The sequence below is a fragment of the Campylobacter sp. CN_NE2 genome (assembly GCF_027797465.1).
Lineage (GTDB): Bacteria > Campylobacterota > Campylobacteria > Campylobacterales > Campylobacteraceae > Campylobacter_B.
Genome location: NZ_CP115608.1, coordinates 1,439,495 through 1,463,530 on the forward strand (window position 1 = coordinate 1,439,495; position 24,036 = coordinate 1,463,530).

Genomic DNA, 24,036 nt, shown 5'->3' on the forward strand with positions numbered 1-24,036 from the left:
TCAACTTCTTTTCCAAACGATTTTTTTGCCAAAACCAAGAGTATTATCGGTAAATTTTATCCAAGATATTTCTATCGTCCAAAGTATCGGATTTATCGCCTTTGCAAACGGAAATTTGCTAAAATAAATCTCGCTTTCGTTTAAATTTGCTTTTCTCATATTTCCTAAAAATTGCACGCCTTTTATTTTGCCGATGATTTTTGTATCAAGAGCAATCGTTCCGCTTACGCTAGAATTTGCTAAAATCGCCTTTATATGCGTAGTATCTTCATCGCACGCAACGACAAAAATTTTTAAATTCTCGTCATAAGCATAAAAGCAATTACACGCATACGGGGCATTTTCGTGCATTACGGCAAGGCTTAAAAGATGTTTTTGTTTTAAAAATTTATCAAATTTTTCACTCATTTTTAGCTCTTTGATTTTAAATATTTAAAAAATTTTATTATAATCTTAGTTTTTAAAAAAAGGAATAAAAAATGCAAAATTTAGCGAAAATAAAAGAAATGTTTTTAATGCAACAACGCCTAAATGACGAAACTAACGGGCTTGGCTGGGAAGACGGATACACAAAAAACGGCAAACTTATCAGCTGGAAAAGGTGCATTTATATGGAGTGCGCCGAGTTGATCGACAGCTTTGCGTGGAAGCACTGGAAAAATATTGCTGCACCAATCGACACACACAATGTCGTTATCGAAATAGTCGATATTTGGCACTTTGTGATGAGTTTGGTTTTGGAAAAAAGCCATAAAAATAGCAGTATCGATGAAATCGTCAGCGACATAACGATGATAAGCGGATACGGGGATTTTATCTCTCACGCATACAATATAAATGATTACAATATCTATGAAATTATAAATGATATTGAAATTCTAATCCACCAAACAAGCGGATTTAGTATCGATATTTATGAGCTTTTGACAAATTATTTTAGAGTTGCGCTTAAATGCGGCGTAAATTTAGACATTTTGTTCGAAGTTTATATCGGAAAAAATGTGCTAAATAAATTCCGCCAAGACAACGGCTACAAGGAAGGAACTTACAAAAAATCGTGGAACGGCGTGGAAGATAATGTCGCTCTTGGCGAGATTTTAAACAGCGGAATTTGTGGCGTTGATGAAATTTATAATGAGCTTCAAAAAAAATATAACGAAGCAAAATAAATTTGCAAAATTTAGCAAATTTTGAGTGTAAATTTTTAAGAGAAATTTAATAAATTTTAGGAAATTTAATGGGTAAAATTTTTGATATTTCCATAAAAGATTTTTTAACCAAAAAATTTATTTTACTTTCGCTTTTACCGCTTTTGGGCGCTGTTTTGGTGCTAGGAATTTTAGCATTTTTTGGTGGAAAAGAGGGCTTTGAGAATTTACAAATCGCCATTGCAAACGGCGATTTTACGCTACTTCAAAACTATCCGATAATCTCAAAAATTTTAAATTATAGCATTACAAAATGGATAATCGGAGCGTTTTTTTATATAGCAGGAACCTTTTTGGTGCTGATTTTTTCGGTTATCATCGCCGTTATTATCGCAGGATTTTTAACGCCTGTGGTAACAAAAGAGATAAATTTACGCCATTATAATCTCGAAAGGCAAAATGAAGTAAGTTTTTTGAAAGTAGTAAAATTAATGGCTACTTCGCTTTTAAAATTTATCGCTATTTTCCTTATTTGCTTGGTTTTTTACTTTGTACCGATTTTAAATTTATTCATCATAAATGTGCCGTTTTTTTACCTTTTTTACAAATTTTTACTCATCGATGTGGCGTCAAACTCGCTAAATAAAGAGCGATTTGAAAAAATTTACAAAAAAGGCGGCGGATATAAATTTACGCTAAGCTGTTTTTTGTTTTATCTGCTTTGTTTAATTCCCTTAGTGGGGCTTTTCTTACAACTTTTCTTTGTGATTTTTTTAAGCCATATTTTATATCAAAATGAGCAAAAATTTGGCGTAAAAAAGAAATTTAATGAAATTAAATAGTAAATTTGTTAAAATTTTCAAATTTTAAATGAAAGGATTTAAAATGAAACGCGGAAATGTTTATATTTGCAATGTTTGTAGTATCGAAAGTAGCAAGGACAAAGAAGCAGTTTTTATCAAAGCGCACAAAGGCGGCGAAACCGTGCATATTTGCACTGCTTGTTTTCCAAAAATAATTCACGAATCGGCCAAGCTTGTTAAAACAAATCACAGATTAGAAAGCGAATTTTACGAAGAATTTAGAAAAGAAACCGAGTAAAGAGATTTTCAAATTCGCATTAAAATCTCACAAAATTCGAAGTAAAATCATATACAAAATCGTCGGTATCGTGATACTGAGTAGAAAGTTATGCCAAATTTTGTGTAAAATAAAAGTTAAAGCCAAACAAAACGCCATAATGGCGCCATTTAAATTTAGATTAAATCCAATTGATTTTAATCCATAAATCGTCAAAATCGCCATTATAATCAAACCGCTATGTCTTTGCAAATGCGCTAATGTGCGGTTTTCACTTTTGCGTTTAAAGATCCAATACGGCAAAAATCGCGTTAGCATAGTAGCAACTCCTGCGACAATCAAATAAGGAAAATATTCGCTCATAAATACCGCCTAAATACCGCTAAAATCGCAGTTGCCAAGATAAGCGAACCAAATAAAAAGTATTGGCTTGGAAATGCAAAAAGTCCGATAAATGCAATTGCAAATCCAATAGATAGCACTTTGTGGTTTGGATTTGCTTTGAAAAGTTCGTAAGTTAGTATCGCAAAAAGTGCCACAAGGCTAAATTCAACGCCGTCAAATTTAACAGGCAAAATATTTCCAAAAATCGCTCCGAGCGTTACGCCGATTACCCAGTAGCTTTGATCTAAAAGTGCGGTTAGATTAAAAACCAAATTCGTGTTTTCGTTTTGGGTTTTTTTGCGAGAAACTAGCAGAGCAAAGGTCTCGTCCGTTAAAGCATAGATAAAATAAATGCGATTTTTAAGTTTTTTTATATCATCTAGCAAGGTCATCGTGTAGAAAAAATGTCTAAAATTTAGTAAAAATGAGATTAAGAAAACTTCGATAAGCGTGGCTTTTGCGACTATAAAAGCTACCAAGACAAACTGACCACTTCCTGCATAAAGCATAAAACAAGCAATGACTAAAACCCACGCAGGAACCCCGCTACTAGCGCCGTAAATGCCAAATGCAAATCCAAGCGGAATATACCCAAGCATTACAGGAATTGTGTTTTTAAAGATTTCTTTTTTACTCATTTTGATTATTTTGCGTTAGAAAAAAGTCGCAAATTTGAAAATTTATCCAAATTTGCGATGAGATTTTTAAAATCCCCTAGATCGTTTTAAATCAGGGTCAATTACGATTTTATTTCCTAGCGAATCAACCGCTACATAGGTAACTTCGGCGCTTGTTACATGCTGACAAATTCTAGCGTGGCTTTCTTTGCAATATCTCTCAGCTGTTACATTTACGATAACTGTTATCGAAGTTGTTCCTACTTTGATAATTTTTGCATGGCAAACAACCAAATCGCCTATAAAAACAGGCTGTTTAAAAACGACTTCCTTCATAGAAATCGTAACCACTCGTTCAGGTGCAAATTCTTTTGCTGCAACGCTTCCTGCCAAGTCTATTTGAGATAAAATCCAACCACCAAAAATATTTCCTGCCGGATTTGTATCTGAGGGCATAGCGATGATTTTAATAACTGCTTCACCTATATCTTGCATGTTTTTCCTTTATATTTATAAATTTTTGCGACATTGTATCAAAATAATATTAAATGAAAATTACTAAAAAACTCTTAACTAAAAATTTGCTAAAATTACGCAAAAGGATTTGCAATGAACGATTACGAAAAGTTAAATTTGTTAGTCGAAGAGAGCAAGGCTGTGCTCAATGCGCTTTATAAGGACTTGGATAACGATTTTGTTAAAAAAGGATTGAAAATTTGCGGATTTAGCGGGAGAAAATCGCAAAAAGTCGCTATTTTAAGACGCATTGTTGATTTAAAAGTAGATCCTTTAATGAGCGAATTTAAAAAACTTAGATTTAGTAAAACAAAGTGCGAAAAGTTGCGCGAAGAGATGTATGATTTTACGCGCATGATCCACGAAGATTTACACAGAGAACTTATAAATAAAATCGGTAAAGCAAAAATTTTAGAAGAATTTTATTTTCAACTTATCGTCGGGGTTCATAAAATCGGGCTAATCATCAATGAATTTCAAAAAGACTGGCAAAAAAGGATAATCGATACGACAAATAAAAGAATTGCTGCTAAGTTTTCAAATTTTAGTGACGCAAAAAAATTTATTTCTGAAAATAGACTTTATCAAAAAACGCCAAGAGATGAGATTTGCGACCGTTCTTATGGTGCAGTTGTAGAAAATGAAGGAAGATATAGATTTGTGCCGTATGCGGTTGCATTTAAAAGCCAAGTTTTGCGTATAGAACACGCATTTGAAATAGTTTTAGCTAAGCTTAGCGAGTTAGAAAATTGCGCAGAACATAGAGCCTATATAACTTACTTGGTAAAATTAAAAGAAGCATTTTTGCAAGCCGATAATGACAAGGTTATCGGTGCATGGCGAGATGCAGAAATAGCGTGGATGGATATAAAAACTCCGATTCAAATAGGACATCCGCTTGAATATTACGAAGATATTTACACGCACGCAGTGGCGTTGGAGTGGGACATTCGCCTTGCAAGGGCGTCTAAATTTGACGGAAATAAATTTAAAGCCCAAACCAAAGAGACATTTGATAAAATTTACAAAAAAATTGAAGCAAACAACCAAATAATGCACTCTTTGGTGAATTCAAACATAGATAAAACGCAACTTTATATCTCAACTCCGATGATTTACTATGGGGCTGATTTAAACGGACTTTTTTCAGCCCAAGTCGTGCCAAATGACGAATTTGTAAGCTCAAACTGCGGTAAAAAAATCTTTGCGTTTGTGGATTTTGTTTATGAAAATGCAAAAGCAAGACCGTTTATGAAGCTAACTAGCGAAATTTTTGATAAAACTTATCTAAATTTTGGTAGGGCGATTTTGTTTAAACACCCTGAAATTTGGCGTAGAGTTTATGAAATTTCGACTATCGGGCATGAATTTGGACATATATTTTTCATCGATGAAGATACCGAAAATTTGATGAATAAAAGCGGAGTTTTTAAATATATAGAAGAATATAAAGCTACCACGGGTGGGCTAATGAATTTCTTTTTGCACGAAGAAGATAGCCTAAAAATGGCAGTTTTAGACGAGCTTATTCGCCGAAGCGTGAGTTTGATTGCTTGGCAAAGGGTCGATGATGTCAAGGCGTATTATTGCGAGAGTTTAATCCATCTAAGTGTTCTTTTTGATAGCGGTGTTTTAAACTTTTTAGAAGGAAAATTGCTTTTAAATTTTAGCAAAGAAAGTTATGAAAATTTTAAGAAAAAATGTATTAGCAATTATGAAAAACTAGCGAAAATTTATGCTTATAAAGTCGATGCTAAGAAGTTTTTGAGCGAATTTACCATTATGGAAAACGGATATTATTTTCCAAAAGATGAAAAAGTGCGAGAATTTGTAAAATTTTATTACAAACGCCATGAAGAAATCGGCAACGAAACCGACGATAGTGGCGAAAGAGAAAAATGGATTTAAATTTTAAAATAAAGTGGTTGGTATGAAAAAAATTATTTTTATTTTAGCGATTTGTCTGTTTTTTGGTGGTTGTAAAGATAGTGAAAATTCCACAAAAAACGGGCAAACGCCAGATTTGCAAAAGCAAGAGATAATGCAAAATGCGAATTCGCAACAATCAAATTCGCAACTTAAAAGCGATGAAAATTTACGAAAAACTAGCGAAAATGAAGCACTAAATTTAGATAGCGACATCAAAACAGGAAGCCTTGAAAATGGACTAAAATACTACATTTTAGCTAATGATAATCCAAAAAATTCAGCATATTTTTATCTTTGTATAAAAGCAGGTAGTATCGACGAAAACGAAAACGAGCAAGGTTTAGCGCACTTTGTCGAACACATGGCATTTAACGGAAGCGAACATTTTAGCAAAAACGAATTAATCCGAAAACTAGAAAGCTTGGGCGTTAAATTTGGAGCTGATTTAAATGCGATGACTAGCTTTGAAAGCACCACTTACAATGTCCAAATCAGCGTAAATGATGAGAATTTAAAAAGCGTTTTTTTGGTGCTTAAAGATTGGGCTGGGGGCTTAAAATTTGACGAAGAAGAGATAAAAAAAGAAAGCGGTGTGATTCTCGAAGAAGCCAAGCGAGATGTCGGCACTAGGCTTTATGAAAAAAGAGCCGAGTATATTTATCCGGGCAGTATCTATGCAAAACGCTTCCCGATAGGCAAAAACGAAATCATCGCAAATGCAGATCGTGCTACACTTTTGGGATTTTACAAGCGCATGTATCAGCCAAAATTTATGAGCGTGGTTGTCGTGGGCGACATAGATGAAGCAAAGATAGAAAATTTGATAAAAGAGTATTTTAGCGATTTAAAAAACGCGGACGAACCGATACGAGCCGATAAAACGCTTCTTCCGTTTAAGGGCGGTTTTGCAAATTTGGTTGAAAAGGAAAGCGGGGCAAATTTGATAAATATTATGTTTGCTGATACTTACGAGCCGTTAAATTCGCTATCTGCACTTCGCAAGGCTTATCTAAAACGCTATATTTCCACACTTTTATCGGTTAGCTACGATAAGTTAAATATCACGCTTAAAAGCCCTATAAAAGGCAATTTTAGCTCAGGCGATTTGTTTAAGCAAAGGGTGCTAAACTCATTTTCAGCAAATATCATCGATAATGACACAAACGCAACGCTGGGTAGCCTATTTTCGGCGATTAAAGGTGTAAGAGAATTTGGTTTTAGCAAAGATGATTTTGAAAGTGTAAAAAAAGAATTTTTAAAGCAAAATTTAAGCGAATTCCAGCGTTCGGATACGCAGACACAGGGCGTTTATGGTATTTTGAATTTTATCTATGAAGACACGATTAAACTTAGCAAAAAGGATAAATTCGAACTTAACGAAAATTTGCTAAATTCTATCACCCTTAAAGAGATTAACGAGCATTTTAAAACTATCACAAACGGCGATAAATTCGTGGAATTCATCACGCCTGAGCCATTAAAAATCACGCAAAGCGAGATTGATGAAATTTATGAAAAAGCAACGCCTTATGATTTTAGCAAAGATTTGGCTATGCAAAGTGTTTTGCTAAGCGAAATTCCTGCAAAAATCGCACCTAGCAAGGACGAATTTGACAAAGAAAACGAAATTTATATTTTGGAGTTTGAAAACGGCGCAAGGGCGATTTTAAAGGACATTAAAACGATAAAAAATCAGATAAATTTTTTAGCCGTCAAAAAGGGCGGAAAGACAAATTTTCCTAGCAAACAACAAGCAGGAATCGCCCTAGCCGTGCTAAATTCAGGCACTATCGGGGATTTTGGCAAATACGAAAGCGCAAAGCTCACAAGCGGATTTACTTATTCGCTAAAAGCCAGTATAAACGATACACAAACCACTTTTAGCGGGAATTCTTCAAGCGATAATTTTGAGAATTTATTGCAAGAATTTTTTGTGAAATTTAACAACCCAAAACTGCACGAAAGCGAATTTGAACTTTACAAACAAAGAGCCAAAACCGACATCGCTAAACGCAACGAAACGAGCAGTTACCGCTTCTCAAAAGAGATTTTAGAAAATTTTTATGACGGAAACGAAAGGGCGATGCCGCTTGAAATTAGCGATATTGACGGGGCGAATTTAAGCGACTTGCAAAAAATAGCAGATGAGAGTTTTAAAAACGCAGGAGAGTTTTTATTTGTGATTTCGGGAGATTTAGACATCGCTAAAACAAAGGATTTGCTAGGAATTTATGTGGCAAATTTAAAAGGCGAAAAAACGCAAAGCATAGCCAAAGATGACGGATTAAGGGCTAAAAAAGGCGTTTTTGGGATAGAAAAAAACTACGGCGATAGCGATAAAAGCGAAGTTAGCGTGATTATCCAAAATGATGAAATCACCGAATTTAGCGTGGAAAATGTGCGAAAATTTAATATCCTAAAAGATGTCATCAGGGCTGAAATTTTGGAAAAAATCAGAGAAGAAAAAGGGCAAATTTACTCAGCTAGCGTGAGTGGCGAGTTTGATAACGAGCCGTATCAAAACGCACATTTAAACATAAATTTCTCATGCAAAAAAGATGACGCAAAGCTCGTTGTTAGCGAACTTAGAGAGATTTTAGATAGCATTAAAAAAGACGGCGTAAAAGAGAGTGTTTTAGAAAACGCAAAAAAGGCAAAAATTCTCTCTATCAAGCGAAATGCCCAAAATGCGCCGTTTTGGATAGCGAATTTAAGCGGATACGGGCTTTGGGGCTTTCCGATTTACAATGAGAGCAAATATGAAAAAAGCATAAATTCTATCACAAATGACGATATAAAGGCGATTTTGAGCCTAGTTGATACGGGCAATTTTTTCACAGCGATTTTAAATCCGAAAAATTAAATTTTCATTATTTCGTATCGCTTCCAGCGATACGACCTGAATTTGAATTTGCAAGGAAATTTTATTAAAAGGATTGAATTTTGGAAAATACAAATTTGAAAAACGATATTTTTAATGAGAGTAGAAATTTAAGGAATTATGACAAAGAGCCGTTAGTATTAAAAGACTATGAAAATTTTTTTACTACAAATTTACTTGCTTTTCCACTTCTTTTTGCATTTACTATTATAATCACAATATGGAGCTTTTTCGATAATGATAGTTTTTTAGAAACAATTATGCGTTTTATATTTTTAGTTTTAATTTTATTTTTTGAATTAACAATAACATATAAATTTGCAAAAAATAATAAAAATATAGTGATTTTTAAAAACAATGTTATTGAATTTTATCAGGGTCAAAAATTGGTTAGAATATCGGAAAATAAAAATTTAAATAGTCTTATTTGCAAACCATTTTCAGATAATAATGGCAACGGTGATACTGGAATAAGGGCGTTATTATTATTTATATGTATTTTAATTTGCATTAGTATTTTTATGAGCTTTGGTTTAAAAGGTTTATTTTTAGGTGCATTGGGTATTTTTTGTTATATATTTGGCAACATAATTGTAAAAATTTATCTGCATTTTAAACTAAATGGAAATTTAAAATATTTTACAATTTTTCCTAATATCATAGTAGATTACCCTAAATCAGAAAAAGGACCTATTGGATATGTAGGAACTGGATTAACTGGGAAAAATTTTCTAATTCACATTGCAAACAATGAACAATATTACGAAATAAAAAAATATTTTTTACAACAAGGTATAAACATAGATAATTTACCAAAAATATATTCAATTTTTTAGTATCGTAGAGCTGGTATCCTTGCCCACCATAATAGATAATTAAAGTATAAAAAATAATAAATTTCAAGTTTATTTTTTTGCATTTTTTAAATATTAAATTCAAATCAAATTCTCAAATTTGCTCGATTTTGCTTTAAATTGCACTTTAATATCAAATTTGCTAAAATCTCGCTTTTATAAATTTACAAAGGTAAAAAATGTTTGCTTCATTTTTCAAAAGCAAAAAGTGGCGGTTTTTAGCTTATGCAGGGCTTATTTGCATTATTTTGCTAAATTATTATCAAACTACGCTAAATGTCAAACTCAACGAGTGGTATCGCACATTTTACGATATGGGCGGCGAGATCGACAAGCACACAATCGACGATTTTTACGAGCAAATGTTTGTCTTTTTGCAGATTGCCTTGCCGTTTATCGTGGCGATTGTGATTGAGCGGTATTTAACCAGAGTTTGGGTTTTTAAGTGGCGAGAAGCGATGACATTTGCCTATATCACGCACTGGCGAAAGGTCGAACATGACATCGAAGGTAGTTCGCAACGGATTCAAGAAGATATTTATCGTTTCACAAGGACGCTTGAAGAAATCGGCGTGAAAATCATCTATGCGTTTATGACGCTTTTTGCGTTTATCCCTATTTTATGGGGGCTAAGCTCAGGCGTAAATATACCTTATATCAAAGATATTCCGGGTTCGCTTGTTTGGGTTGCTTTGGTGGTCAGCGTGGGTGGATTAGCCATTTCGTGGCTAGTTGGCTGGTATTTGCCGCGCCTTGAATACAACAACCAAAAGGTTGAAGCGGCATTTAGAAAAGAGCTTGTTTTCGCCGAAGAAGATAAGCAAAACTACGGTGGCGAAGAGAAAATTCAGACACTTTTTGACAAGCTAAAACACAACTATCACAAGCTATTTTTGCACTATTTGTATTTTGATACTTGGCTTCATACTTACTCGCAAGTGCTTGTCATCGTGCCGTATCTCATCATGGGTCCGGGGCTTTTTATGAAGCTTATCACTTTTGGGGTGCTAATCCAAGTTAGCAACGCATTTAACCAAGTCCGCCAAAGTTTTAGCGTTTTTACAAATAACTGGACGACGATAACCGAACTTCGCTCCATTTACATGCGGCTTAGCGAATTTGAGAAAAATATCGGGTATGACGGGAAAGTTGCCTAAAATTTGTGAATTTGCAAATTTAAAAATTCAATCAAATTTGGTATTGTTATTATTTTTTTAAATTTAGTTATTTTGAAAGTTGCTTTTTAAGGGGGAAAGGGGCTGACTTACTCTGCTTCGTGCTTCGCACTCGCAAGAAACCTGACACGCACAAAGTGCGTGTCATCGCTACGCTTGTTTTGCGAAGCGCCCCTTTCCCCCTTAACAACCCCCAAACCCTGCACGCTAGGAGTGGCAAATTTAAAAAAGCTTTCGCTTTTTTAAATTTGATTTTATGAAAAATTTGCTAACGCAAATTTTTGAATTGAGTTGTTTTGTAAATTTAAACATTGGCGATTGCTTCGAAAACTTCGTTTTCTCGCAATGACAATGGATACAAAATAATTCAATGAAAATTTGATAAATTTATGCCGACGATTTTGCGTGTTTTGCAGTAAATTTCGAACGAGATAAGGCTGGTATGCCTATCGAGTGAGAAATTTACAAAATCACGCAAAAGCTAGGCTCATTTCAATTCGCCAAACCCTTTTTACCAAAGGTTAAGATTAGCGACGGTAGTATTATGAGCGCCCCAAGCAGCAACAACGCCATAACCAAATCAATCAAAAGCCCAAAATAAATCGTCGGCCAAAAGTTGCTAATGCTCATAACGCTAAATCCCAAAATAACGGCAAATGAAGTGTAATACATAGCATAACCGATACTTTTGTGGCTATTTAGCACGGCATTTTGCGCCGAATTTGAAGCGATTTCTTGTTTGTAGCGATGAATGTAGTGGATAGAGTTATCAACGCCCATTCCTATGCTAATAGCGGCAATCGTAATACTCATAATATCAAGCGGAATTCCAACTAGCCCCATAATGCCAAAACCAAGCGATAACGGGATTAAATTTACAACTATCGCCATAAGCGCAAATTTAAGGCTTCTAAAAATCACTATAAATATCGCAAATAGCACCAAAAGCGTGAAACTAAGTGTGCCAAACTGCGAACTTACAAGGCTTTGAAGCATATTATTATAAAGCACCATTACGCCACTGACCTGCACGCTGACTCCGTCGTTTGCGAGTAAATTTTGCAAATTTGCATTAAGATTTTTTAAAAACTCATTTCTGCGTAAATTTTTGTCGCTATCGACCGTGCGAATAGCAAAATGCGCTTCGTTTGCTTCTATGTTGATATATGGGCTAAGCACCATTTTTCGGTAGTTTTCAGGCAGTTCGTTATACATAACGGCAAGCATAAAATCATCAAGCTCTTTGCCGTCATTTAAATTTTTGCCGATTTTTAGCAAAGTCGAAAGCGAACCCACATTTCCGATAAATTCTTGCTCTTTTAAAAAATCGTGCGTTTTGTTGATGATTCGCATTTTATCGCTACTAAACCAATACTCGGCTTTGTTTTGATTTTCGGCAAACTCGGCTTCAAATTCGTCAAATTCATCATCTCCGCTTTGCGAAATTTGCGAATTTTGTGCTGAATTATTGCCAAATTTAATAACGACATCGAGCGGAACCGTGCCGCCAAGCTCTTTATCGATTACCGCCATACCGCCGTAAATTTCGGTGCTTTCTTTAAAATATCCGATGAAGCTGTTTTCGACTTTTAGCTTTGAAATGCCAAATAATCCAACACAAACGCTAGTAACGCAAACGGCGTAGATAGCCTTTCTGTGATTTATGGCTAAATTCGCGCAAAATTCGGTAAATTTAAAATGCTCTTCAAATTTACGCTCAATCGGCGTTTTTTTAGTCAGCAAAATGATAGAAGAAAACAGGACAAATGCCGTAATTAGCGAGATAGCTATACCCACGCTCATCATAATGCCAAGCGAAATGACAGGCTTAATGTCGCATAAAATCAGCGAGAAAAATCCGACAATGGTCGTAAAAATGGCGAAAAAGCATGGTTTTGCGCGATCTTTTAAAACTGCATAAACGAGCTGATTTTGCGTGAAATTCGGAAATTTGCTTAAATATTCTCTATAAGATACGATTAAATGTATGCAAACTGAAACCGTGATGATGAGTTGAAGTGCGATATAATTTGAGCTAATAACCGTTACTTCAAATCCCAAAAATCCAAACAAGCCGCTGGCTAAAAGTGCGCTATAAACGCATATCACAAGGGCGATTAGGACGAATTTGAGCTGACGGAAAAAGAGCCAAAAACAAAAAAGCAAAAGCAAACAGCTCAAAACGCCGTAAGTGCCAATGTCGTTTCGCACAAAATTCATCATATCATCAGCGATTAGGTTCATACCGCCCAAAAATAGGCTCTCTTTTAAGCCGTCGTTTTTGTATTTTGCGACGACGGCACGAATTTGCGCTAGGTCGTCGTGTTCTTTTATGCGATTGGCATCGCGGTAAATTTTAAATTCCTTATTTAGCTCTATAAGCTCGATTTTTTCGTCATTTGTGATTGTTGAATTCAGCTCTTTTTTGGATAGTATTTCTTTTTTTTGTAAAAATTCATCATATTTTAAATTTGGCTTTAAATTTATCATTATGGCTGTGGTTTTAAGATCACTGCTAACCAAATTTGAAGCATACAACGGACTAGTTTCAAACTCACGCCTTGCCATTTTAATGTCGGTATCATTATCATCAAGGGTCGGAATATGCGATATGAGATCTGAAATTTGCTGATTTTCTTTATTTTGCAAAAGCGGAACGCTCGTAATATCTAAGACGCTATCGACAAAGTCAAATTTGCGAATTTCATTTGAGATTGCACGGATTTTATTTAACGAATTTTGGCTTAGCAAATCGTCGTTTGGAGTGTAAGCGATAACCAAAAAATTCGGGCTTTCGTAGCGTTTTGAAACTTCACGCCAAATTTCTAAATCTTTGTCATGCTCTAAAAGCAAAGTTTGGCTTGAAGCGTCTATTTCAAGTTTGGTTGAATAATATGCAAAAAAGAGTGTCAAAGCCGTAAAAATCGCTAATACGGCTTTGGGAAAATGGACTAAAATTTTAAAAATTTGGTTCATTTGCTATCTGGCAAATTTGTTTGACTTAGTCTTTTTAAAAGTTCGTCAAAGCTTACATTTTCAACGACATCGCCAAACTGCGAGCGGTAAGTTTGCACTAAGCTAATGCCCAAAATATCGACATCGTAAATACGCCAGTCGTTTTCGCTTGGAAAAAATTTAAAATCAATCGGATAGTTTTTATCTTCGCCGATGATTTCGGTTTTTAGATAAACCCTTTTTTCATTTGGTTCTGTTGCGTTTATAACTTTCATCTCTTGGTTTGTATAAAGGGCAAGTTTGTCGATAAAAGTTTGTTTTAGGTGCGCTTCGTAAGCTTCGTTAAATTTAGCCACTTGCTCCGGCGTTAGGCTTTTGTAGTGTTTCGAAAGCGAAAGTTTTGCCATAGTTTTGTAATCAAAAAGCGAGTCAAAAAGGGCAAAAATTTGCTTTGGTTTGTTTTCTTTTGAGATTGCACTATCTTTTAAAATTGAAACAGCGTTTGCAACCTTGTCGCTCATAACCGGCTTAATCTCGCTTTTATCGATTGCAAAAGCAAAAGCATTTAAGCAGATAACTGCTAAGATTATTTTTAAAATTTTCATTTTTTACTCCTTTATTAGGTAATTTCGTCTTTGCTCGTAAGAATCTCGCAAAAACGGATAAAGATCAACAACGCCTTTTTTGATATTTTCGTATTGATCAGGATCTAGTGAAAATTCGTTAAATTTATTAAATACATTTAGCCCAAGAGCCGTGCCATCGTCGTGGATATAATTAACAGGATTTGTAAAATAATCCCCAACTAGACCAAATGTGTCTCTTAGGTTACTTGGACCAAGTATGGGCCAAACTATATGAGGACCAGCAGGAACGCCCCAAAAACCAAGTGTTTGACCGAAGTCTTCATTGTGTTTTGGGATATTAAAATGCTTTGTAGCAGCATCACTAAGTCCAGCAAAACCTATGGTTGTATTTATCAAAAATCGTTTTGTCTCGTCCCATGAATTTGCGAATTTGCCCTGTAAAAGGTTATTTACTAATCTCATCGGATACATAAGATTGTCAAAAAAATCGCTAAATGCGCCTTGAATGGGATCTGGCATGACAAAATCATATCCTATCGCCAAAGGTCTTACTAAATAGCCGTAAAATGCGTCATTTACATTTGTCATAACGCGATTATAACCTGAGAGCGGATCAAAAACCTGCGTGGTGCCAAATTCGCTTTCAAATTCGTCAAATTCGGCTTCGTTTGGGTTAGCGACCAAAACGCTAAAACAAAGTAAAAAGGCAAATGCAAATTTCAACTTTTATCCTTATTTTTAAATTTAAAAAAACTTCAAATTCTATAAATTTAAAGCTTTTTTGTCAATATCAAAGCGACATTGTAGCATTTTTTTAGAAAATAAATGTTAATTTTTGATTTATAAAAGTATATTTCAAATTTCCCTTATTATATATAAAATTATATAATATTAATTAAAATCCTTTTATATAATAATTTTAATAAAATTAAGTTATATAAAAGCATACATAATATAAAATCACTTTTAAAATTTTTTAAAGGAGAAAGGAAATGAAATTTTCTGCAAAATCACTATTTTTAGGACTTTTAGTTGCTGTTTTTGCAAATGGGGGCGAAGTAAGTATCGCAGCTGCTGCAAATACCACTTACGCATTTGATGAGATTAAGGCTGAATTTGCAAAAGCTCACCCTGAAATCACGCTAAATGTAAGCTTGGGCGCAAGCGGTGCTTTAAGCACACAGATTAAAAACGGAGCTCCGTTTGACATTTTTATGGCAGCAGATATGGACTTTGCGAACAATCTTTTCAAAGACGGATTTGCCATAAATGAAGCCGTAACCTACGCAAAAGGCAAAGTTGCTATGTTTAGCGTTAGGGATCTAAATTTAACGCAAGGTTTGGAAATTTTAAAAGATGAAAAGGTAAAATCAATCTCAATCGCAAATCCAAAAACCGCTCCTTATGGCGCTGCAAGTGTGGCAGCCTTTGAAAAAGCAGGAATTTATGATACAATCAAAGCCAAAATCGTAGAAGCAAAATCAATCGGCGATGCACTTTCACAAGCTATGAGCGCAGCAGATGTGGGTTTTGTGGCGGCTAGTTCTATGTATTCGCCAAAAATGGCAGAGTATAAAGAAGGTGTAAATTTTGTGCTTGTTGATAGCTTGCTTTACGACCCTATCGCACAAGGCATCGTAATCCTTAAAAAAGCCGAAAACAACGCCGAAGCAAAGGCTTTTTATGATTTTATCTTAGGCGAAAAGGGTAAGGAAATTTTTGCCAAATATGGATATGATTTTTAATGATTGAAGCAAAATTAGAAGAAATTAACGAATTTAAGGGTATAAATGCCCTTAAATTCGGTGCTAAATTTGGAAAACTAACTATGGTTAGTTTAGAAATTCCTGCAAATTTATCGATAAATTCGCGCGTAAAGCTCGGATTTAAAAGCTCGGAAGTGATTTTAAGTTTGGAAAAACTTCAAAATTGTTCTTTAAGCAATGAAATTGGTTGTATTATCCAAAATATCACTATCGGCGAGATTTTAAGCGTAGTAAATTTAAAAGCATTAAATTCAGACGATATTTTTGAAAGCATAATCACAACTGCATCTGCAAAAAGGTTAAATTTAAGTCAAAATTTGCAAATTTACGCCTATATAAAGGCAACTTCGCTATTTATCGATGAGATTTTATGATTAGTATAAATTGCATTAAAAAATTCGGCGATAAATTTAAAATCGAAGCAAATTTGCAAATTCCAAAAGGCAGTTTTGCCTGTTTTTACGGCAAAAGCGGAAGCGGAAAAACGACACTTTTACGCCTAATCGCAGGTTTTCAAAAGGCTGATAGCGGAGAGATAATAAACGGCGAAATAACGCTATTTGACGATAAATTTTTTATGCCACCGCAAAAAAGACAAATCGGATTTTTATTTCAAGATTATGCGCTTTTTGAAAATATGAGTGTCATAAAAAATTTGCTTTTTGCAAAAAATGATTCCAAAAAAGCAAACGAACTTTTAAATTTATTAGAGATTTTAGATCGCGCAAATTCGCAAATTTCCGAGCTTTCAGGTGGTCAAAAACAGCGTGTCGCACTAGCAAGAGCATTGATGCAAGATCCAAAAATTCTGCTTTTAGATGAGCCGTTAAGTGCGCTTGATAACACAATGCGAAGCAAAATTCAAGATTATTTGCTAAAAATTCATCAAATTTATAAACCCACGATAATCATCGTCAGCCACGATATTAGCGAGATTTACAAGCTTTGCGATATAGTTTTTGAGATTGAAAACGGACGAGTTATAAAAAGCGGAACGCCAAGCGAAGTTTTTTTAAAAACGCTTGGTTCGCAAAAGTTTTCGTTTTTAGGAAAAATCGTTGAAATTTCGCAAAAAGACAGCGTTTTTGTGGCAGTTGTGGCTGTGGGAAATCAGCTTTGCGAAGTGGTTTTGAGTGAATTTGAAGCTAAGAATTTGCAAGTTGGAGATGAAGTAAGTCTAAGCACAAAGGCGTATTTGCTAAATTTAAAAAAGGTAGAAAAATGATAGAGATGCTTTTAAAACTCGATTACACGCCGTTTTGGGTTTCGTTAAAACTATCTTTTATCACCACTTTGATTTTATTTATCTTGGTTTTGCCGTTAGCTTATTTTATGGCATATCGCGATTTTAAGGGGAAAAACGCACTTGAAGCTGTGATTTCGCTGCCGCTTGTTTTGCCGCCGTCGGTGCTTGGTTTTTATCTTTTGGTTTTTTTATCGCCTTACTCGTTTTTTGGCAAATTTTTTGATGAAAACTTTGGAATTCGCTTAGTTTTTAATTTTAGTGGTTTGGTAATTGCTAGTTGCATTTATTCGCTTCCGTTTATGTTTCAGCCTTTGGTTTCTGGCTTTCGAAGCCTAAATAAAAATTTGATCGAAGCTAGTTATTCGCTCGGAAAAGGTCGTTTGCAAACGCTTTTTAGGGTTGCTTTACCGTCTATTAAACCATCGCTTTTAACGGCACTTGTGATAAGTTTTGCTCACACAATGGGCGAATTTGGCGTAGTTTTGATGATAGGCGGAAGTGTTAGTGATAAAACAAAAGTCGCAAGTATCGCTATTTATGAAGCTGTTGAGTTGTTAGATTTTCGCTTAGCACACATTTATGCAGGAATTATGCTTATAATTAGCTTTTGCGTTTTGTTTGCGGTTTATTTTTTAAATTCAAAAAAAGCAAAATTCACAAGTCTTTAAAATCATTTTAAATTTAGCAATCTTTGGATAAAATAAATTTTTTGGAATTTGCCATGTTTAACGCGAGAAGACAGAAAATTTCTTTTATAAAAAGATTTTATTTACTCGGATTATTTGTTGTATTTGTAGTTTTTGCGGTTTTGGCTTCGGGAATTTATAGCAAAAAAAGTAGAATCGAACAAGATTTAAAATCTCAAAGTGAGATTGCCGTAAATCTTATGAAACACCATAATGATGATTTGCTAAGCGAACTTGATGATATACAAAATAGCATTGCCTTGACTTCAAAGCCGCTTGAAGTAATGAATTCGAAAATGGATAAAAAAGGCGAATTTAACGCTATTTTTTATCTGAAAAATGATTTGATTTTAGCTAGTGATTACAACAAAATTGCTTTCCCAAGCGAATTTGATATTGACAAATTTAAAGATAGCGTTAAAAAAAGCGGTTTTTATATTTCAGATTTTATATTTTATGCTGGAATTTATCGTTATTTTATTATTAAACAGGCTCAAAATGGTGCGTATTTGGTCGGTTTTGTCGATACAAAAAGCCTTGTTTCAAATTTGGCTTTTCCAAATTCGCAAATTAGAATTCTAAATTCAAACGGGCATTTTATTTCGGGTGTAAATGGCGACATCTACGATATTTACGGCGATTCGTTTAGTTTTAAAAAAACAGATAGACTTGTGCTTATAAAAGAGAAATTAGGCGGTTTTGATTTTTTATATATCAAAAATATTGCAAATACTCAAAATTTCGTCCTTGTTAAAAGAACTTTGTTTTCTGAGCTAAACGGCGAAGTTATTATGTTTTTGGTTATTTTGGCTTTATTTGGGCTTGTGGGATTATTTTTGTTAGCAAATATTTTCTTTTTAAATTCAAAAGTCATCGCTCCTATAAATGAAGTCAAAAAGATTTTAATGTCATCAAATAAAAACGCGGAAGTCTCGACTAAAATCATACAAAAGGGAATTTTTAAAGATTTTAGCGATGATATTTTGAAATTTTCTGATAAATTCAGCGCCAAGGATAGCGAGCTTGGTGATTTGAGTAAAAATTTTTATGATATTTTTAAACAAAGTTCTCTTTGTGTTTTGATTGTAGATGGTATAAGCGGTATGATTGTTGATCATAGTGATGTTGCAAAAGAAATTTATGGCGAAGGCATAGGCGAAAAAAATGTATTTGAAATCAGCGCAAATTCATTACTTGAAAGGCAGATTAATGAATTTAAGGCAAATTATGCAAATGAAAATTATATGATAGGTATGCAAAATACGATTAATGGTCAAAAAAGTATGTATGTGCAAAGAAGCTATATTTACTCAAACGGAGCGGTTTTTGTCATATATATTATGTTTGATATGTCAAAATACATAAATTTGCAAGAACAAACAAACAAGCAGTATGAATTTATGCAAAATTCGCCTCAAATTATGATGGTTTATGATTTTAATGCTTCAAAAGTGCTAAATTTAACGAGTAATGCAAAAGCTATTTGGGGTTATGATTATTTTAAATTTATAAACGGCGAGATTGATTTTTTTAGTATTATTCATTTAAAAGATGTTCTTCGTGTGCGAAATGAAATAAAAAATAATATCTCACTTTTTGATACGACAAGAAGAGATAGTTTCGAGCAGACCTATCGCATAAGGCACTTGGATAACGAATACTATACTTATAGCGTTTTTGCAAAAATTTTGCACACAAAAGGGAAAGAGCTGATTATTTTTTATTTCAACAATATCGATACACTAACAAAATCCGAAGAAAAATCAAGATACGATAGCGAATTTTATAAAAATATCATTGACACACGGACTTTTGTAACTTGGGAAATGGATTTAAAATCCAAAACGATTGAATTCGACGGCAATTTTTTGAAAATTTTAAATTATGAAGATAAATACCATCAATATAGCATTTCTTTTGGCGATTTTAAAAATATGATTTTAGATGATGATGTGCAAATTTTTAATAATGCACTAAATGATTATATAAACGGACAATGTGAAAAATTTATTGCAGAATATCGCATAAAAGGTAGATCGAATCAAATAATCTGGCTTAGTGTGCAGGGCAGAGCGACTAATCAAAAAGATGGCTTGATAACAAAAATTTCAGGTATTTTTGAAAATATTACCGAGCGAAAAGAGGCAGAAATTCAACTAAAACTAAATGCAAGTGTTTTTTCAAATTCTCACGAAGGCATTATGCTATGTGGCAAAGACGGTCTTGTAATGCGAACAAATAAAGCATTTAGCGATATTACAGGCTATAATGAAGAAGAAGTTTTGGGTCGCTATCCGTCATTTTTATTTGCAAAAAATAAAGAAGAGTATGTGCAGGCTTTAAGAAATTCGCTTACAAAAGATGATGTTTATAGAGATGAAATCGAGGGTCTAAGCAAAAAAGGCGAGATTATCCCTGCTATTGTTACTATAAATGCCATTAGGGACGATAAGGGCGAAATCACAAACTATATGATAATGTTTATGGAAATTTATGGCATCAAAGAAAGAGAAGAAAAATTGCAACTAATAGCACACTATGACGCTTTAACAAATTTGCCAAATCGAATTTATTTTATGCAAATTGCGCCCGAATTTATGCAAAAGGCAAAAGATAGCGGGAAATTTATGGCTGTTTTATTTATCGACTATGACGGATTTAAGGCGATCAACGATACTTACGGACACGATGTTGGCGATATTTATCTGCGTGAAATTTCAGCCGTGATGAAAAAGGCACTTAGAGAAAATGACTTTTTAGCTAGGCTTGGCGGAGACGAATTTTGTGCTATTATCCCAAATATTGATGATAAAAGTTCGCTTACGCCGATTTTAAATAGATTGCTCGAAGCTTCAAATACTAAATTCAATATAATAAATGAAAAAATCGGAGCAAGTGCTAGTATCGGCGTGGTATTTTATAACGGCGATGAAGAAGTCGAATTTAAAGATTTGCTAAGCAGAGCCGATAAAGCAATGTATAATGCAAAAACGCTTCATAAAGGCGGATTTAGCATATATGAAGATATGAGTGCAAATTCGCAAGTAGATAGGCTTGTCGCATCGATAAGAAATAACGAATTTTTTATGCTTTATCAACCGATGATAGATGCCAAAAATAACGAAATTTTCGGTTATGAGCTTTTACTTCGTTGGAATCATCCAAATATGGGCATTTTATTGCCGGGAGATTTTTTGTTAGATTTAAACGAAAGCGATTTGGAGAGAGTTTTAAGTATCTTTTCGCTTAGCAAACTAGCAGAATTTCAAAGCGAATTTGATTGCATTTGTAGCATAAATATAAGTTCTACTCAGCTTCAAAATAGCGAATTTTACGAGCATTTTGCAAAAACAATGGCTCAAAATCCAAATGTAAATCCTAGCAAATTTATTTTTGAAATTACTGATTTTGACGAAGAAAGTGTAGATAAATTTAAAAATATTTTTGAAAAATATGCCGAATTTAGTGTGAAATTTGCCATAAATAGCGTGAATTCTCAAAATATTGTGTTGGCAAAAAATTTGCCGTTTTATATGATAAAAGTTCAAAGAGACATTTGTCTAAATGCCAAAAAAAGTTATGATAATATCAAAATGCTAAAAGCCATTTTGCTTTATGCCGAAAAATTGGATTTAAAAGTCGGCGCACAAGGCATTGAAGATGATTTTTCGCTAAGATTGCTTAAAAATTTAGGTTTTGATTATTTACAAGGAAATGTGATTTCAAAAGCACTTAAAAAAGATGAAATTACAGGGTTTGCCAATAAATTCAAAAAAACAAATCAGCCTAAGCCTATTTCAAAAACCGAATTTAGCGATTTTTTGATTTTCTTAGATTACAAAAAAACGGCAGAAGAATTTATAAATTTGGTTCAAACAAAAAAAATCAATAAAGAAAATTTTAACTCATCAAAAGCAAAATTTAGCGAAATTTTAGAGCAAATTCAAACTGCTAAGAGTGATAATTTTAATTTAAATACAGAAATACATAAGCAAATTTTGGATATTCTTACGCTTGATTATGAAAATTTGCAAAATTTTGTGCGTGAATTTACGCCAAAACTTACGGCACTCATAAAAAACACGGAGGATTTATGATAGATAGTCTTAGTGCTGATTTTGAGCACGAAATTCCAAACGGATCAAGACTTTATTTTGGAAAAAATGCCGCTTTAAAACGAAAGATTGAAAATATTGCAAGTGAGATTTTGCTTAAAAATGATTTTAACGAAATTCTTACGCCATGTTTTTCGTATCATCAAAATTTAGGCGTTAAAAGCGGACTTTTGAAATTTTCTGACCCGCAAAATAACGAAATTGCTTTAAGAGCCGATAGCACCGTAGATGTCGTGCGTATCGTGCGAAGACGGCTAAAAAATGAAAATTTAAAACGCTGGTTTTATATGCAGCCGATTTTTAAATATCCAAGCAAGGAATTTTATCAAATCGGCGCTGAGATGATAGATGAGCGAAATTTGGCTCTTGCGATAAAAATAGCATTAGAAATTTTTAGCGAATTTGGTTTAAAGCCTGTTTTGCAGCTTAGTAATATCGAAATTCCAAAGCTGATTTGTCAAATTTTAGGCATTTCGATCGATGTTTTTGAAAAAGGTGCGATTGAAGTTTTGCTTCAAAAAGATATAAAATGGCTAAATGACATTACCAAAGCTACCACTTTGCAGGATTTAAAAGCTCTTAAAAACAGCGTTCCTAGCGAATTAAAAGATGCTATAAATGATATTGAAAATTTGGGAATTTCGTATGAAAATGTTCGAATTTCGCTTTTGTATTATTCAAAAATGAGATATTATGATGAGCTATTTTTTAGATTTTTAGACGCAAATTCGATACTTTGTAGCGGCGGAAACTACAAGATTGACGGCACAAATTCGAGCGGTTTTGCCGTTATGGTTGATGCAATGATAGAAAAAATTATATATAAGGATTAAAAAATGAGTAAGGCTGATTTGATTTTAGGCGTTCAATGGGGCGATGAAGGCAAAGGCAAAATCGTCGATATGATTTGTGCTGATTATGATTTTGTTTGCAGAAGTGGCGGCGGACACAACGCAGGACACACGATTTGGGTAAATGGCACAAAATATGCACTTCATTTGGTACCAAGTGGGATTTTAAATAAAAATACAATCAATATCATAGGAAACGGCGTTGTGGTCAATCCTGATGTTTTAATCACCGAAATGGCGCAGTTTGAGAATTTGCAAGGCAGATTTTTTATAAGCGAAAAAGCACATTTAAATTTAAGTTTTCACTCGCTCATAGATCAAGCAAAAGAAAAATTAAAAGGCGATAAAGCTATTGGCACGACAGGCAAAGGCATAGGTCCAGCCTATGCTGATAAAATCAACCGAACAGGTCATAGAGTGGGCGAACTTTTAGAGCCTGAAAAACTTAGCGAAGCCTTATCAAGGGATTTTGCGGCAAATAAATATATTTTTGATATGCTTGGCATAAATTTGCCGTCAAAACTTGAAATTTACGAAGAGCTAAAAAGATTTAAAAACACTCTTGCGCCATACATTGCAGATACTACAAATATGATTTGGAAAGCTTTGAGTGAAAACAAAAAGGTTTTAGTCGAGGGCGCACAAGGAAGTTTGCTTGATATTGATCATGGAACTTACCCTTATGTAACTAGCTCAAACACCGTTGCAGCGGGTGCTTGTAGTGGCTTGGGGCTTTCTCCAAAAGATATAGGCGAAGTCATCGGTATAGTAAAAGCCTACACTACACGCGTTGGAAACGGCGCATTTCCTACCGAAGATAAAGGCACACAAGGCGATATTATGTGCGAAGTAGGAAAAGAATTTGGCACGACAACAGGCAGACGAAGAAGATGCGGTTGGTTTGACGCTGTGGGTGTTAAATATGCTTCAAGGCTTAGCGGAATCGATAAATTTGCGCTGATGAAACTTGATGTTTTAGACGGATTTGAAAAAATCAAAATTTGCAAAGCTTATAAACTTGGCGAAAAGATAATTGATTATTTTCCTGTAAATTTAGACGAAGTCGAGCCGATTTATGAAGAAATGGACGGCTGGGAGAGCGTAAAAGGCGTCTCTAAATTTGAAGATTTGCCAAAAAATGCGCAAATTTACATTAAAAAAATAGAAGAATTAACAGGCGTTAAAGTTGGGTTTATTTCAACTAGCCCAGAGCGAACCGACACGATTATTTTATAATAACAGAAAG

The 24,036-nt window shown here is 34.1% G+C and carries 21 protein-coding genes; 14 read left to right on the forward strand and 7 right to left on the reverse strand.

The genetic code is table 11. The features are described from left to right. A complete protein-coding gene (locus PF028_RS07250) occupies positions 1–408 on the reverse strand; it encodes a hypothetical protein (RefSeq protein ID WP_270860533.1) in 408 nt (135 codons plus the stop codon). 71 nt (positions 409–479) lie between these two features. On the opposite strand from PF028_RS07250, the gene dut reads away from it, so the two are divergent. The 3 genes from dut to PF028_RS07265 all read left to right on the forward strand — a co-directional run bounded on the left by dut (position 480) and on the right by PF028_RS07265 (position 2,249). Further along, positions 480–1,169 (forward strand): dUTPase, encoded by a 690-nt coding sequence (gene dut, locus PF028_RS07255; RefSeq protein ID WP_270860534.1) that lies wholly within the window; start codon positions 480–482, stop codon positions 1,167–1,169. Between the two features lie 68 nt (positions 1,170–1,237). Beyond that, a complete protein-coding gene (locus PF028_RS07260; RefSeq protein WP_270860535.1) occupies positions 1,238–1,990 on the forward strand; it encodes an EI24 domain-containing protein in 753 nt (250 codons plus the stop codon). Positions 1,991–2,033: 43 nt separating this feature from the next. Beyond that, positions 2,034–2,249 carry a hypothetical protein gene (locus PF028_RS07265; protein ID WP_270860536.1) on the forward strand — a complete coding sequence of 72 codons (216 nt, stop codon included), beginning with the start codon at positions 2,034–2,036 and terminating at the stop codon, positions 2,247–2,249. Positions 2,250–2,276: 27 nt separating this feature from the next. Here the strand turns inward: PF028_RS07265 and PF028_RS07270 are convergent, their stop codons facing one another. The 3 genes from PF028_RS07270 to PF028_RS07280 all read right to left on the reverse strand — a co-directional run bounded on the left by PF028_RS07270 (position 2,277) and on the right by PF028_RS07280 (position 3,724). Further along, positions 2,277–2,591, reverse strand: coding sequence for a branched-chain amino acid transporter permease (locus PF028_RS07270; RefSeq protein ID WP_270860537.1), 315 nt, complete (start codon positions 2,589–2,591; stop codon positions 2,277–2,279). Beyond that, positions 2,588–3,250: an AzlC family ABC transporter permease gene (locus PF028_RS07275; protein WP_270860538.1), complete on the reverse strand. Its 663-nt coding sequence runs from the start codon at positions 3,248–3,250 to the stop codon at positions 2,588–2,590. Before PF028_RS07275 ends, PF028_RS07270 begins: the two co-directional genes overlap by 4 nt. A 66-nt stretch (positions 3,251–3,316) precedes the next feature. Beyond that, a complete protein-coding gene (locus PF028_RS07280) occupies positions 3,317–3,724 on the reverse strand; it encodes an acyl-CoA thioesterase (RefSeq protein WP_270860539.1) in 408 nt (135 codons plus the stop codon). 114 nt (positions 3,725–3,838) lie between these two features. Here PF028_RS07280 and ciaB point away from each other — a divergent pair, with 114 nt between their 5' ends. From ciaB to PF028_RS07300, 4 genes are all read left to right on the forward strand, one after another. Beyond that, positions 3,839–5,653 carry an invasion protein CiaB gene (gene ciaB, locus PF028_RS07285; RefSeq protein ID WP_270860540.1) on the forward strand — a complete coding sequence of 605 codons (1,815 nt, stop codon included), beginning with the start codon at positions 3,839–3,841 and terminating at the stop codon, positions 5,651–5,653. Positions 5,654–5,675: 22 nt separating this feature from the next. Continuing rightward, positions 5,676–8,537: a M16 family metallopeptidase gene (locus PF028_RS07290; RefSeq protein ID WP_270860541.1), complete on the forward strand. Its 2,862-nt coding sequence runs from the start codon at positions 5,676–5,678 to the stop codon at positions 8,535–8,537. A gap of 80 nt (positions 8,538–8,617) precedes the next feature. Then, on the forward strand, positions 8,618–9,391 hold the full coding sequence (locus PF028_RS07295; RefSeq protein WP_270860542.1) for a hypothetical protein: 774 nt from the start codon (positions 8,618–8,620) through the stop codon (positions 9,389–9,391). A gap of 197 nt (positions 9,392–9,588) precedes the next feature. Continuing rightward, the gene (locus PF028_RS07300; protein WP_270860543.1) at positions 9,589–10,566 is read left to right on the forward strand and encodes a putative transporter; all 978 of its coding nucleotides are present in this window, start codon (positions 9,589–9,591) and stop codon (positions 10,564–10,566) included. Positions 10,567–11,076: 510 nt separating this feature from the next. Here the strand turns inward: PF028_RS07300 and PF028_RS07305 are convergent. The 3 genes from PF028_RS07305 to PF028_RS07315 are packed head-to-tail and all read right to left on the reverse strand — an operon-like array spanning position 11,077 to position 14,849. Beyond that, positions 11,077–13,560: an efflux RND transporter permease subunit gene (locus PF028_RS07305; RefSeq protein WP_270860544.1), complete on the reverse strand. Its 2,484-nt coding sequence runs from the start codon at positions 13,558–13,560 to the stop codon at positions 11,077–11,079. Next, positions 13,557–14,144 (reverse strand): Tgt2/MlaC family protein, encoded by a 588-nt coding sequence (locus PF028_RS07310; protein WP_270860545.1) that lies wholly within the window; start codon positions 14,142–14,144, stop codon positions 13,557–13,559. Before PF028_RS07310 ends, PF028_RS07305 begins: the two co-directional genes overlap by 4 nt. 3 nt (positions 14,145–14,147) lie before the next feature. Then, positions 14,148–14,849 carry an MlaA family lipoprotein gene (locus tag PF028_RS07315; RefSeq protein WP_270860546.1) on the reverse strand — a complete coding sequence of 234 codons (702 nt, stop codon included), beginning with the start codon at positions 14,847–14,849 and terminating at the stop codon, positions 14,148–14,150. Between the two features lie 269 nt (positions 14,850–15,118). Between PF028_RS07315 and modA the strand changes: the two genes are divergently transcribed. Genes modA through PF028_RS07350 form a run of 7 tightly spaced genes read left to right on the forward strand, consistent with a single transcriptional unit; the run spans position 15,119 to position 24,026 of the window. Further along, positions 15,119–15,871 carry a molybdate ABC transporter substrate-binding protein gene (modA, locus tag PF028_RS07320; RefSeq protein WP_270860547.1) on the forward strand — a complete coding sequence of 251 codons (753 nt, stop codon included), beginning with the start codon at positions 15,119–15,121 and terminating at the stop codon, positions 15,869–15,871. Beyond that, complete coding sequence (locus tag PF028_RS07325; RefSeq protein ID WP_270860548.1) at positions 15,871–16,266, forward strand: TOBE domain-containing protein; 396 nt, start codon at positions 15,871–15,873, stop codon at positions 16,264–16,266. The genes modA and PF028_RS07325 overlap by 1 nt, the downstream gene beginning before the upstream one ends. After that, positions 16,263–17,117: an ATP-binding cassette domain-containing protein gene (locus PF028_RS07330; protein ID WP_270860549.1), complete on the forward strand. Its 855-nt coding sequence runs from the start codon at positions 16,263–16,265 to the stop codon at positions 17,115–17,117. The genes PF028_RS07325 and PF028_RS07330 overlap by 4 nt, the downstream gene beginning before the upstream one ends. After that, the gene (gene modB, locus PF028_RS07335; protein WP_270860550.1) at positions 17,114–17,806 is read left to right on the forward strand and encodes a molybdate ABC transporter permease subunit; all 693 of its coding nucleotides are present in this window, start codon (positions 17,114–17,116) and stop codon (positions 17,804–17,806) included. The genes PF028_RS07330 and modB overlap by 4 nt, the downstream gene beginning before the upstream one ends. A 53-nt stretch (positions 17,807–17,859) precedes the next feature. Beyond that, entirely contained in the window at positions 17,860–21,921 is a 4,062-nt protein-coding gene (locus PF028_RS07340; RefSeq protein WP_270860551.1) for a diguanylate cyclase domain-containing protein, read from the forward strand. Continuing rightward, positions 21,918–22,772 carry an ATP phosphoribosyltransferase regulatory subunit gene (locus PF028_RS07345; RefSeq protein ID WP_270860552.1) on the forward strand — a complete coding sequence of 285 codons (855 nt, stop codon included), beginning with the start codon at positions 21,918–21,920 and terminating at the stop codon, positions 22,770–22,772. Before PF028_RS07340 ends, PF028_RS07345 begins: the two co-directional genes overlap by 4 nt. 3 nt (positions 22,773–22,775) lie before the next feature. Then, positions 22,776–24,026, forward strand: a complete 1,251-nt coding sequence (locus tag PF028_RS07350; RefSeq protein ID WP_270860553.1) for an adenylosuccinate synthase — start codon at positions 22,776–22,778, stop codon at positions 24,024–24,026. Positions 24,027–24,036: the final 10 nt, after the last annotated feature.